General features: G+C 60.1%; 9 protein-coding genes. 2 read left to right on the plus strand and 7 right to left on the minus strand.

Features of this window, described 5'->3' with window-relative positions:
* Position 1: 1 nt before the first annotated feature.
* From ACMU_RS18555 to ACMU_RS00950, 5 genes are all read right to left on the minus strand, one after another.
* Entirely contained in the window at positions 2-1,216 is a 1,215-nt protein-coding gene (locus tag ACMU_RS18555) for an HAD family hydrolase (RefSeq protein WP_051587758.1), read from the minus strand.
* Positions 1,213-2,955: an ABC transporter ATP-binding protein gene (locus ACMU_RS00935; RefSeq protein WP_035256008.1), complete on the minus strand. Its 1,743-nt coding sequence runs from the start codon at positions 2,953-2,955 to the stop codon at positions 1,213-1,215. Before ACMU_RS00935 ends, ACMU_RS18555 begins: the two co-directional genes overlap by 4 nt.
* Before the next feature lie 10 nt (positions 2,956-2,965).
* Entirely contained in the window at positions 2,966-4,096 is a 1,131-nt protein-coding gene (locus tag ACMU_RS00940) for an ABC transporter permease (protein WP_035255312.1), read from the minus strand.
* A 10-nt stretch (positions 4,097-4,106) separates the two neighbouring features.
* On the minus strand, positions 4,107-5,093 hold the full coding sequence (locus ACMU_RS00945; RefSeq protein ID WP_035255315.1) for an ABC transporter permease: 987 nt from the start codon (positions 5,091-5,093) through the stop codon (positions 4,107-4,109).
* Between the two features lie 112 nt (positions 5,094-5,205).
* On the minus strand, positions 5,206-7,107 hold the full coding sequence (locus tag ACMU_RS00950) for an ABC transporter substrate-binding protein (RefSeq protein WP_035255316.1): 1,902 nt from the start codon (positions 7,105-7,107) through the stop codon (positions 5,206-5,208).
* A 226-nt stretch (positions 7,108-7,333) separates the two neighbouring features.
* Between ACMU_RS00950 and ACMU_RS00955 the strand changes: the two genes are divergently transcribed.
* The gene (locus ACMU_RS00955; protein WP_035255317.1) at positions 7,334-8,374 is read left to right on the plus strand and encodes a LacI family DNA-binding transcriptional regulator; all 1,041 of its coding nucleotides are present in this window, start codon (positions 7,334-7,336) and stop codon (positions 8,372-8,374) included.
* Here the strand turns inward: ACMU_RS00955 and bglB are convergent.
* Together bglB and ACMU_RS00965 are read right to left on the minus strand one after the other, a co-directional pair.
* Positions 8,371-9,426, minus strand: coding sequence for a beta-galactosidase BglB (gene bglB / locus ACMU_RS00960; RefSeq protein WP_035255318.1), 1,056 nt, complete (start codon positions 9,424-9,426; stop codon positions 8,371-8,373). The two genes, ACMU_RS00955 and bglB, sit on opposite strands and share 4 nt — an antisense overlap.
* Positions 9,423-11,888 carry a hypothetical protein gene (locus ACMU_RS00965; protein ID WP_035255320.1) on the minus strand — a complete coding sequence of 822 codons (2,466 nt, stop codon included), beginning with the start codon at positions 11,886-11,888 and terminating at the stop codon, positions 9,423-9,425. Before ACMU_RS00965 ends, bglB begins: the two co-directional genes overlap by 4 nt.
* A 249-nt stretch (positions 11,889-12,137) precedes the next feature.
* On the opposite strand from ACMU_RS00965, the gene ACMU_RS00970 reads away from it, so the two are divergent.
* On the plus strand, positions 12,138-13,454 hold the full coding sequence (locus ACMU_RS00970) for an enoyl ACP reductase FabMG family protein (RefSeq protein WP_236626158.1): 1,317 nt from the start codon (positions 12,138-12,140) through the stop codon (positions 13,452-13,454).

Here is a 13,454-nt window from a genome sequence, read left to right on the forward strand (position 1 = left end):
TTCAAACTTTCTGATCTAGAGCAATTTCAAGATGGGTCAGCAACGGAAGACATTGATCCATATGCGTGAAGTGCCAGGTTGGCGTATCTTCAGGACCGTTGGGAACGGTGCGCCTGCGATCCACCCAGCGGAAGAAAAGGCTTGGATGCCCGGCTCGGTTTGCACCCAGAATGTCGCGATCAAGGTTGTTACCGATCATCGGCACCTGCGCGGCCAGTTCGGGCGACAGTTCCATCGCTTGCATCGCGGCAGTGAACATCGCCTGATCCGGTTTGCGCACACCCACATCGCCCGAGATGACGTGCGCTTCGAAATGGTCCCACAGGCCGTGCGGCTTCAGGACATTCTCAAACGTTTCGCGAGGGCCGTCGGCCACAAGACACAAGCGAAAGCCCGCATCGCGCAGGGCATCCATCATTGAGGCCGCGCCGTCGATCAACTTTGCCTCGATAACCACGTCACTGCCATCGTCACGCTTGATCTCGGTCCCTTCGTCAACCAGCGTGTCGCCGCAATCCAGAAACAGGGCGCGGAAATGCGGCATGTTGGCCGCCATGTCTGCCAACAGGAATTGCACCCTTTGTGGGATGAACGACGCGAGTGCAGACCACGGGCACAAGGGACCATCTGCCATGTCATAGGGCAAACCGCGACCAAGGGCGGGGGCAAAGGCCAAACGGCCAAGAAAGACCCGCGCCAAACGATGCTGATACGGACCAATCGCGCCAAATTCGTCAGCAAAACGGTTGCCTAGATGGACACCGCCCAATCCGGCTTTCTGCGCGGTCATGTATTGTGTAGCACCTGCCATGGCATCGCGATGCGCTGCGTTTTGAAAATGCGCGTGCTTGCCAGCCTCGCACCAAACAACGGGACGTTTGCCTTGCAAGGTCAGGTCCACGTCATGGCGTTGTCCGTGAAAGCTCGCCTCAACCGAGGTAACCTCCCCCGCGGCGTTCAGATGCACCCAGATATGTTCAAGGTCATACAGGTGCCCGATGTCATGATCCCAATAAGTCGCGTATTCGATGCAAACCGCGCCACGCAAAGCAACGTGGAACTTGGACGATGGCGACGGGCCCGGCACGTCGAACACAGTGACACCGATGCCTACGGGCCGAAACGGCTCGGCCCGGTCCAGCATCAGGATCGGCGCGACATCGCGGGCAATCTGCGGCACGTCCAGCCGCGATAATACGGGCCGATCGGCTGTCATGCCGCGTTTCCGGCAAGCGCGGCACGGCGCTCGCGAAGGGCACGAGCACGGCGGGGATCGGGGATGGGAACGGCGTTCAGCAACCGCTGCGAATAGGGATCCTGCGGGTTGGCAAAGAACGCGCCGGTGTCGCCGGTTTCCACCAGTTTGCCCTTTTGCATCACCCCTATCCGGTCGGCGAAGTTGGCCACCATCGACAGATCATGGGTGATGAACAGATAGGTCAGGCCAAGGTTTTCCTGCAATTCTTTCAGCAGGTTGATCGTTTGCGCCGCAATGGACACATCCAGCGCCGAAACGCTTTCGTCCAGCACCACGAAACTTGGATTGGTGACCAGCGCCCGCGCGATGCCCACACGCTGACGCTGGCCGCCCGAGAACGCGTGCGGATAGCGAGACAGCATGTCGGGCTGCAGCCCCACCTGTACCAGCAGTTCCGCCGCGCGATCCCGGATTTGGTTTGAGTTCGTTTCGCCCTGGTTCACCATCGGCTCGCCGATCAGCTGTTCCACGGTCATGCGCGGATTCAGCGAGGAATACGGATCCTGGAACACCATCTGCATGTGCCGCCGCATTCCGCGCAGTGTGTCGCCGGTCATGGTGGTCAATTCATGCGTGGCACCGTCAGGCGCACGGAACTGAACGCTACCGCCCGTAGGCTCGTAAGCCCGCAGAACCGAACGCGCGACGGTCGACTTGCCCGAGCCGCTTTCGCCCACAAGGCCAAAGGTCTCGCCCCTGCCGATTGTAAAGCTGACATCGTCCACGGCCTTCAGAACCTGCGTCGTGCGCCCGCGCCAGTCCTTGGCGGTCGGGAAATGCATCTTCAGGCCCTTCACCGTCAGCACCGGATCGGACACCGGCGCCTCAACCGGGGCAGCTGCCTGCGCGGGGGTGGTATCGTCGCGGTTGTCTGCCATCGAAGTTTCGGGCAACCGCGGGATCAGCGACAAAAGCCGTTGGGTATAAGGGTCTTTGGGCGCATAAAAGATATCGTCCACCCCGCCGGTTTCCACCACGTCACCATGGTTCATCACCAACATGCGGTCGGCCAATTCGGCCACCACGCCGAAATTGTGGGTGATGAACAGAACACCCATGTTGAACCGTTCCTGCAGGTCACGGATCAGGTCGAGGATCTGCGCCTCGGTTGTCACGTCCAGCGCTGTGGTCGGCTCGTCCGCCAGCAACAGCGACGGGTTGCACGACAGCGCCATGGCGATCATCGCCCGCTGCCGCATACCTCCCGACAACTGATGCGGATACTTGTCCAGCATCCCGCGCGGATCGGGCAGGCCGACAAGGTCCATCAGCTCGGCCGCGCGGTCGGTCAGTGCCGCCTTGCGCAGGTCTGTATGCAGCGTCAGCGTGCGCATCACCTGTTGACCGATAGAGTGCACCGGCGACAGGGCCGTCATCGGCTCCTGAAAGATCATGCCGATCTGGCCACCGCGCAGCTCGCGCATGGTTTTGCTTTCGCGGCCCTGATCAAGGATCGAGACCTCGCCGCCGCGGCCCCTGAACCGCACGCTGCCCGAGGTTTGCGCGCTGCGGGGCATCAGGTTCAGAATGGCGCGCGCGGTCAGCGATTTACCACTGCCACTTTCGCCCACCACACCCAGCACCTCGCCGGGCTTGATCGACAGGTTGACCCCTTTGACCGCATGCAAACGTCCCTGGCGCAGGTCGAAATGCACTTTCAGGTCTTCGATTTCCAACAGGTTCTCGTCGTTTTTCATATCGGCGCCCTTATTGCTGATACGGGTCGGCCGCATCGCGCAGGCCGTCGCCAAGGAAGTTGAAGGCTAGGATCGTGGTCACGATGGCGGCACCAGGGGCCAGCATCCACGGCGCCAGTGCGATCGACCGCAGGTTCTGCGCGTCTTGCAGCAGCACGCCCCAGCTGACCACAGGCGGACGCAGGCCCAGCCCAAGGAAGGACAGCGCGGTTTCGCCAAGGATCATCTCGGGGATGGCCAGCGTGATGGCGGCGATCACGTATGACGTCATCGACGGTAGCATGTGACGGGTGACGACCCGACGCGGCTTGGCGCCGGACAGTTGCGCGGCCAGAACAAAGTCTTGGTTGCGGATTGTCAGGAAATGCCCCCGCACAACCCGCGCAAGGTTGGTCCAGCCGATCAGGGCAAGGATCACGGTGATCAGCAGGTAGACAAAAATCGGATCCCAGGCGACCGGCAGCGCGGCGGCCAGACCCAGCCACAGCGGAATGGTGGGAATTGACCGCACGAACTCGGCCAGTCGTTGAATGGCAGCGTCCACGCGTCCGCCGATCAGCCCCGCAACCGAGCCCAGCGTGATACCGATGACAAAGCTAAAGAATACGCCGATCAACCCCACAGACAGCGTAACCCGCCCGCCATAGATGATGCGCGACAGCAGATCCCGGCCCAGTGCGTCGGTGCCTAACAGATAGATCCGATCACGCCGTCCGCCTTCGATCCCAAACAGGTGCAGGTTGGTCTCCCACAGGCCCCAGAACTTGTAGCTGTCGCCACGATGAAAGAATTTGATCGGGTAAACCTTGTCGGTGTCTTCGCTGAAGGTCAGCCGCGCGGTTTCGGGATCGCGCTCGCGGTCAAGCCCATAAACGAACGGGCCTTTGAATTCACCCTCGTGAAACAGGTGCACTTGTTGGGGTGGCACAAAGGCGTGCAGGCGCGAGTGCTTGAACGGATCGTAGGGTGCAAGGAACTCGGCAAAGGCGGCCACGAAATAGAGAAAACCGATGACATAAAGAGACCACAGCGCAAGGCGGTGTTGTTTGAACCGCCACCACATCAGCGTCAGCGGCTTGGCGGTGTCCACCGTCAGTTGCGCGGTGTTGTCTTCGGTTTGCGGGTCGGAAAGCGTGCTCATCGAAACTTCCTCAGGCGTGTCGGATGCGCGGGTCGGTCAGCGTCAGCAAAATGTCCGACAACAACGTCCCGATGATGGTGAACAGCGACAGGATCAGGATGAAACCGCCGGCCATGTACATGTCTTGGTTTAGCAGCGCGCGCAGCAGCAGCGGGCCGGTGGTGGGCAGGTTCAGCACAACCGCGGTGATCACGTCACCCGAGATCAGCGCCGGCAAGGCCCAGCCCACGGTGGAAAAGAACGGGTTCAGCGCCACGCGCACCGGATAGCGCCAGACCACTTCGCGCTCGCTCATGCCCTGGGCATAGGCGGTTTCGACATAAGGTTTGCCCAGCTCTTCCAGCATGTTGGCGCGCATCACACGCAGCAGACCCGCCGCCCCGCCCGTGGCCAGAACCACGACCGGCACCCAAAGGTGGGCCAGCAAGTCCCAGAACCGTGCAAAGCTCCACGGGGCATCGGCGTATTCGGGCGAGAACAGGCCGCCCACGTGGAAGTTGAAATAGGCAAAGCCCAGCCACATCAACACCAGCGCCAACAGGAAGTCGGGGATACCACGGCCTAGAAAACCCAGCACGGTGAAGACATAGTCAAAGATCGAGTATTGCCGCGTGGCCGAGTAAACGCCGATGGGAATGGCAATTGCCCAGGTCAGGATCAGCGATAGGGTTGAAATCATCAGCGTCAGCGCGATCCGGTCCCACAACAGGTCCGACACCGGCAGCTTCCAGTCCAGCGACAAGCCGAAATCGCCGTGGAACACGATCTTGCTGATCCAGTTCCAGTATTGAACGATCAGCGGCTTGTCCAAACCGAACGACGCGCGCAGCTCGGCCGCTTCTTGCGCTGTGATCTTCTCACCCAGTTCTTCCAGCTCGGCGATATAGGCGGTGACATAGTCGCCCGGCGGCAGCTGGATGATGATGAACGTGGCGATCGAAATCAGGATCATCGTGGGGACCGACCACAAAATGCGTTTGACGATGAACCAGGCCATGCCGGTCTCTCCTTAATGATTCTGATGTGAGTAGTTGGGGAGTGTATCATGGGGGGTCTGGCGACTGGCACCGCCAGACCCTTAGGACTAGTCGAAGGGAGAGTTCGCCTAGTTATTCCTGTACGAAATAGAACTGTTGCGCCTGTGCCAGGCCGATGCCACGCAGGGCGTCGTCATCGATCATGCCAGCCGGGAAGTTTTTCAGATCGTTGGCACGGACATACATTGCCGGTGTTTCACCGATCAGGCCGATGGTCCAACCTTCGTCACGGAACAACGAGACCATCTCTTGCGCCTTGGCGTTGGCTTCGTCCAGAGTGCCGGCCGATTGTGCCTCTTCCCAGGTTGCCCAGACCGAACGGATTGGGTGATCTGCCGGAGGCTCTACACCACTTTCACCTGCCGAGCTCCACCACTTGAAGTAGTTATGCGCGTGGCCATAGCGGCCCAGGAACCGAACCGGGTCTGCAGTGATGATTGACGAACGGTCAAAGTTGTCGAGCAACATTTCAAACTCGCCGGTTTCCACGTGCTGGGTGACCAGCGTGCGGTCCAGGTTGCGGATCAGCGCCTCGACACCAACCTCGGCCCAGTTCGCCTGCACCAGTTCCAACATGGACAGCATGTTGGCGTGGCGGGTTTCCACAACGATGGTCAGCCGCTCGCCATTGGGGCGCAAACGATAGCCGTCGTTATCGCGCTCGGTCAGGCCCAACTCGTCCAGCAAAGCGTCAGCGCGGTCCGGATCCCAGTCAACCCACTGCGCCTCAAGCTCGGCGTCGTAGAAGGGCGAGCCGGATACCGGACCAGCCTGGCGCGGTTCACCAAGGCCCGAGAACGACAGCTCGTTGATGGTTTCGCGGTCAATGGCAACCGACAACGCCTCGCGCATGCGCTTGTCTTCGAACAGTGCGCGCAGACCTTCGTCCGGGGTGTTGAGGTTGGGATAGATCGTCCAGGTCGACGCCTTTGTCCAGGTCACCACCTCATAATCACCAGAGGCTTCGTTTTCCTTGAACAGGGTAAAGTCAGCAGGCGACAGGTGACGGGACTGCAGGTCGATCTCGCCCTGAACTACCATCAGGTTCAACGCTTCGTTGTCCTGGAACAGCTTGTGCTCGACCCGGTCGATATAAGGCAGCTGGTTTCCGTCAGCGTCCACGCCGTAGTAATACGGGTTACGCTCCATCACCACGGTGTCTGCAGGCGGCGGTGTGACAACGCGCCATGCTGTCAGAACGGGCATGTCGGGGTTGAACCACCATGCCTGAATACGGCCTTTGTCGCCCCACAGGTCTGTCCACTTTTCAGCACCCTTGTCCGCCATGACAGCAGCCAAGGCACCTTCGTCAGCATATTTGGGGTGGAAATCCTTCATGTAGTGGAAGGGTTCGATAAAGCCCGGGCGGTCGAGGCCCGGCTTGCCGGTGCTTTCCTTGGCCAGAACTGTCAGGAACAGCGGATAGGACGCGGCGAAGGTCACGGTGAACGTTTTGTCGTCCACGATGTCCAGAACCATCGGTTCGCCCGCAGCGGTGTAAAGCGCCGGAATAGACGGCATCAGGTCGCCGTTCAGGAACACGTCCTCGTACCAGAACTGCACGTCACGGGTGGTGACGGGTTGGCCATCAGACCAGCGCATGCCATCGCGCAGCGTGAAGGTGAAGACGGTCGAGTCGCTGTTCGCATCATAGCTTTCGACCCAACCGGGCACGTAGCTGACATTCTGGTCGGCGTCCATTACGGCGCGCAGCACGCGCTCTTCCATCAGCTTGGTGGGGCCCCAGCGATCCGAAGGGCCTTTGAAGGCGCGGTTCCAGGTTCCACCATAGGTGCCGATGCTGTCCACGGTGTCGATGACACGCGGGTTTTCCGGCAGGCGTTCGTCAACGGGGGGCAAGGTACCGGCGGCAACTTGCTCGGCCAGCATGGGCGCCTCCTGGAAGGCCAGCGCAGATTGCGCAGCCAAGGCGGCGGCCATTGCCGTCATGGAAAATAGGCGGGTTCGGTGCATCGTTCTCCTCCTTAAGCACGAGCTGTTGGGCCTGTCCGTCTTGCGGATCTTTGCGTCCACATCTGGCCCTCGTCCAACTGCAAAAATGATTTCATTTCCGGCCTCGGATCAGCAAGGAAGGTCTATAAAATTTATTTCATGAATCACTGATGCGTGGTATAAGCCTTTGCAAATAAACAAAGATGACACCACGACGATACCTCATGTTAATCAATTCCGAGGGAAATTGACAACCGAATCCAAAGCCCGCGTTCGCGATGTCGCCGAGATTGCAGGCGTCGCGGTATCCACCGTCAGCCATGTGTTGAACGGAACGGCACCCATCAGCCAGGAAGTGTCTGACCGCGTGCTGGCCGCAGCGCGCGAAACCGGGTACCTGGCCAAACGTCGACGCAAGGCTGCCGTGGCACTTTTACCAACCGTTTTGCTGGCCGCCAGTGACGCAACTTTCCCAAAATCCGATCGAAACTTCGTTGCTTGGACGATGCTGAATTCCTTTCGACAGGAATGCCGGGCGCGGTCCATCCGGTTGATCCCGCAGATCGATAAGGGCGACCTGATCGTCCCCGAAAAGCTGGTTGCGGCGATCGAGAAACACCGCCCTCAAGGCGTTGCCATCGTTCAGGACGACCGGACCGAGCTGATTGATGCCATCCACGCGCTGGAACCTTCGGTGGTGATCCTCTCCGGTCAGGATCCATCCATGCGGGTGGATACCGTTTCCCCCGGCAATCGCTTTGCCGCACATATGGCGACCAATCACCTGTTCAGCCTTGGCCACCGCCGCGTTGCGCATGTTACCTATGGCACTCGCCTGATTGGCACGCATCGCAAATATGGCTATCTGGATGCCTATCGGGAAAGCGGCCTGCAAATGCCGCCCGGTTCCATCATCGACGTAGGCGACTATCGCCCGGACGTCGTGGCCGAGAATATGGCTGCTTGGTTGCAGTCCGAGGGACGCAATATGCCTTTCACGGCCTTCTTTTGCGCCGCCGACAACGTGGCTTTTGGCGTTATGAAAGCGTTGACCGAGGCGGGGCTGCGCATTCCCGAAGACGTCTCGGTTCTGGGCTTCGATAATGTCGCGCAGGGCGAGAAAAGCTCGCCGCCGCTGTCCACGGTGCATGTGCCGATGGAAGAGATCGGGCATGTCGCCCTGAACCTGCTGGAAGAGGCGCGGACCCTGCCCAAAGATCAGCGTAGCGCCCGGCGGGTCGAGCTTGGCTGCCGCGTCATTCCACGCGGCAGCGTCGCAGCGCGCTAGCCGCGTGCAAGTTCCATAAGAAACAACGAGCCCAGCGCCTGACCATAGGGTGTCGGCAAATTGGGAATACGTCGATAGAACTCCAAATCCGGGCCCATGGCCGTACCGTCCGAGACCTCTTGCAGGAACCCGTTTTCATCCACTCGTGCAGCAACGGCTTGCAAAGCTTTCGCCACCAATTCCTGATGTGACGCGGGCAGCAGGTTCAACTTGATCCCCAAGAGCGTGCCATATGCGATGCCGGCCGTGCCGGATGCCTCCACCGGGCTGGACGGGTCATCCAGCAGCGTATGGAACATACCATCTTCGCGCTGTAACTGCGCAAGCGCGTTCACTTGCGTTATCAGCACCTCGCGCAGGAACCTTGCGGTTGCGCCCTCGGGCGGCGCGATGCGAAACAGCTCGGGGATGGCAATGGTCAGCCACGAATTGCCCCGCGCCCACAGCGCCCGGGCATAGTGGTGCCGGCCGATGAAATTCCAGCCGTGAAAGAACAGCCCGGATTGCACATCACCCAGATGTCGCACATGGGTCAGAAACTGGTAATGCGCCTCGTCCACCCAATCTTCGCGGTTCAGGTGACGCCCTGCAGCAGCAAGAAACAGCACCGCCATGAACAGCGTATCGTCCCACAGCTGCCGGTCATTGTCGCGTTCCTTGACCGTGTGCTGAAACCCGCCCTCTTCGGTTTTGGGCATCTCGTCCACCAGCCATTGCGCCCAGTCGCCGATCTGCGTGTCCCAGTCGGGGCGCTCAACCTCGCCCGCCAACAGTGTCAGCGCCAGCATCGGCGCGGTCGAGTTCACCTGACGGCGGGGCAGCCCGCGCGAGATCTGCCAGTCGTACCACCGCGCGATACGGTCCATCGCGGAACGGTCTCCGGCGTCCTGCGCAGCGCGTAAATCACCGTACAGGCCTACGCCCACTTCCCAATCCCACTCGTCGAACACAATCTCATCGGTGCCGGCGGCGCCGTTGTCACCAATACCCTTCAGTCGGCGAAAGCCGGCCGACAGCGCGTCGATCTTGCTGCGCAGCGTGTCTGCGTTCATTCTTGATTGTCCTGCAATTGGGTCCAGGGCACGTAAGCGCCGCCAGATATGGATACATGTGGGACTTTGCTGCGCCCCTCGGGCGGAATGTCGAGCGCGGCACCATCCAAGTCGGCCGAGCCATGCTGCGCCAATTGCAGCGGTCCATCGGGTGTTTTGAGCGTCAGAACGCCATGACGCCAGTTGGGCTGCATGGCATGACACATAGCCCGGAATTGATCAAAACCGCCGTCTTGCGTGGTATCACCGGCAACAATGGCCCAACCTTGGTGACGGCCAAATTGGCGCCACTCGTGGCCTGCATAGACACCGGTTTCCGTCGCCAGCAAAGGTGCAGTGCCGTAAATCGCGCCATAGCCTTGGCCGCAGCGCACAAAAACCCACTGATCCCCGATCTCGACCTCGTCCAACCGATTGGTTGGAACAAAAAGGTGGCTGAACGGAATGTCGTCCGGACCGGGTGTGAAGTGTAACAACACAACGCGCCCGTGCTGTGCAACACGCGGCATCCGAGCGTTTCCAGCCCAATAAGAGGGCCGTTTGGACCCCCAGGTTTTCAGATCACCGGGTTGGTTGACCCAGATGCGCGCCAAAGGGTCCGCTGCAAACTGCATGTCAACGACATGCTGTTGGTGCCCATCCGTACCCGGCTTATGATCCTGCACCGACGACAGCTGCACGTCCGCGCTTTTCCAGAGGCTCAGTTGGCCGGGATGCAATCCCTGGGCATATTGCGCCCGAACCACCGAGTTGGCCGCAGGGTAGGCAAGTCCACGCAATCCCGGTGGCGGCACATAGCCCGACAATGCCAACATCACGGCCGCTGCATCCTTGCCCGGCACATGGCCCCCCCCAAAAAGCAGCGCCGCGACGGCCCCAAGCTCGGTCATTGGGCCGGCAAGCAGTTCTTTTTCATATATACGCCCCTGACTACCCGCTGGCACGCCGCCGCTGGTGTGAAGAGCTACCATGGCACTGATCTGGTCCAGCAAACCGCGCGCGCGTTTGGTCAGGACGCTGTCACCTGACAGCGACACCAACGCCGCCAAGGCACGGTAGTTGATCGGATAATACGCGGCCGAGTTCCATTCGGCCAAGCCATGCTCGTCGATGGCGTCAAACCAATAATGCAGGCGCTCGGCCCCCCGCTCGCGCTGCGTGTATCCGGATTTGCCCGAATTCGTGAATTTCTGGTCCGGGAACATTTGCCCCGCCAAAAACTGCGCGATGTGAAAGCACAAAACGTGGTTCTCGCTCCAGAACCACATCACATCATTTCCGGGCTCGTCCATCCAGTAGCGAAAGCCCAGGATCGCGGCGCGCAAACGGTCGCGTTGGTCGGTTGGCAATGTCTCGGCATGGCGTGCCCAGATCCACAGCAGAGACATCATCCGGAAGTCGGCACAGTCCTTGCGACGTTCGACATACTCCAATGCATCGTCCAGTGCCGCGTGATGCTTGGCGCCAAAGGTTCCTGCATCAAGTGCGGCCAGAACGCCGGCAATATCGTCGCCGCAATCTGCCACTTGCAGAAATTGCTGCCGCCGGGTCGTGAAATCATGGCCGTTGATCCGACCCTGCCCGCCGAGCACCGTGGTTCCGATGCTGCGGGACAAGCGTAGCGGACCCATTGTTGTACCAAAGGCCATCACCGTGCAGCCAGCAGGGACCAACACATCAAAGAACGGGTTGTCGGCGCTCAGCACTCCGGTTTGCTCACCCCAACAAAGGTTTACAGGTATCGGTCCAATATTGTCCGACGTAATCCGCACGGTTCCGGCTTCATGAAACACGGCGTCGGTTCGCAATCCGTCCAGCACCTCCAGCGCCGACGAAATGTCGGCGGCAGAAACGCCGGTGGCTTCAAGCCCGGTTTGCAAATCGTTCCCTTGCAGTAACGTCAGTTCGAAACCGTAATTCGTGTCGCGTTCGTGCAGATCCTCGAACCGTACTGTCAGCAACGCCTCGCCCGCCGGGGCATCCACCGTGAAGGTGTGAGTTTGTTGTACGTTGCGGCGGAACGGTTCAAAGACGCAGACCGGCCGGTCGTCCAGCCACACATGCACACCGCCAGCGGTTTTCAGCTGCAACGCCAGGCGTTGTGCCGACGCTGATTGCAACCGAACCCGCGCATACCGAACCCGCAGCATGGGGATATGGCAAAAGTCACCATAATCCACTTCGGGCGTGTCGCCCCCCACATAGATCTCGGTGAACCCTTCGGTGGCGCATGCGATTTTGCGACCGGGCAGCATATTGCGCAGCGCGCGCCGGCAGGGCAAGTCGCCAGTATCGACCCACCCGTTTTCGAACTCGTAGGTGACCTTGTCCGACATCTGCATCGGTTTGCCGGGAAACGGTGTTTCCTCCACCGGCGTTACGTTCCACCGATTCAGCGCCGCACCCTGCGGCCAGCTTTGCCACAAGATCTGCGTTGTTATGTCGGTTGCGACGATGGTCATGCAAGACAGCTTCCGTTCAGGTCTGGCGTTCAGCCTAATGTCGGGCCTCCCTTCAATTCAAACATGGTTCGTGAAAAAAATTTCGTGGCCAGCGTGTTGACGACCAAGACCTGTTGCAGGTTTCCCGTTGAAACAGGTGCAATTTTGCAACCTTCAGATCAGGTTTGGAATTTCCTGAACCAAAGCGCTAAGGTGCCGGCAATCTGGCCCCAGCGGCTGACCGCAGTTTTGCAAAGAATGAGACACGACGTGAACGCTCCTACCCCACTGACCACTATTCCCGCGCCCAGCAGCTTTGGCAAAGGCGATGTCTTTGTCTTGTTCGGCGAGCTGTTCAGCCGTGGCTATGCCACCGGCCTGATCGACGCCGCCAAGGCGGCCGGCATGACCGTGATCGGTGTGACCGTGGGCCGGCGTGACGACAATGGTGCGCTGCGCGGCCTGACGGACGAAGAACTGGCCGCAGCCGAAGAGAACCTTGGCGGCAAGATCATCAACGTGCCTTTGATGGCCGGTTTTGACATGGATGCACCCGAAGGGGCCAAGACGCCAACCGATCTGGTGGGCGAGATGAGCATCGACAGCTGGCAGGAACACAGACTGGATTGGGACCTGATCGATCAGTGTCGCGCCCTGGGGACCGCCCGCTTTACTGATGCTCTGGCACAGGCAGTGGCCGGGATGGACGAACTGATCCCCGACGGTGCAAATGTCTTTTTTGCGCACACCATGGCCGGTGGCATTCCGCGCGCCAAGGTGTTCATGGCCATCGCCAACCGCATCTACAAAGGCCGCGGCGCCCGGTACGAACCCAGCCAGGCCCTGATCGACAGCGACCTGGGAAAGCTGATCCTGCAGAATTTCGACGAAGTCTCTGCCAACACCTTTGGTCATCTGCTGACCGGCACCAAAGCGCTGCGGGAACGGATCGAGGCCACTGGTGGTCAGGTCCGCTATACCGCCTATGGCTATCATGGCACGCGCATCCTGATCGATGACCAGTACCAGTGGCAGACTTACACCAACTACACGCAGGGCTATGCCAAGAAGCGGTTGGAGGGCATCGCGCAGGACGCATGGGCCGACGGGATAAAGGCCACCGTATTTAATTGCCCCGAAATCCGCACGAACTCTTCTGACGTATTTGCCGGGATCGAGCTGTCGCTGCTGCCCCTGCTGACTGCCCTGCGCAAGGAAGGCGGCGGGGAATGGGTCGATGCGCTGTGGGAAGAATGCCAGGCGCTGCTGAACGATGATGTGTCGCTTCAATCGGTGCTGGAGCAAGTGAACGACTATCATGTTGATCCGATCCTGCGTGCCTTTGCGGACTTCGCGCCGTGGCCCATGGCAAACAGCGCTGAACAGGTGGACAAAACGGTGGGGACCTCGCAAGCCATTGTCGGGTTGCACAAGAACCGCAAGGAATTGGTCAGCGACGTGCTCAGCCAGCATGTGGTATCGGCAACCGGGCAACTGATCTTTGACGAGGCAGGCGCACCGAACGGGCCGGTCCTGTGGCTGGATCACGACATGGTCGCGAAACAGCTGATCGCGGCGCAGGGTTAG

Source organism: Actibacterium mucosum KCTC 23349, assembly GCF_000647975.1.
Taxonomy (GTDB): Bacteria; Pseudomonadota; Alphaproteobacteria; order Rhodobacterales; family Rhodobacteraceae; genus Actibacterium; species Actibacterium mucosum.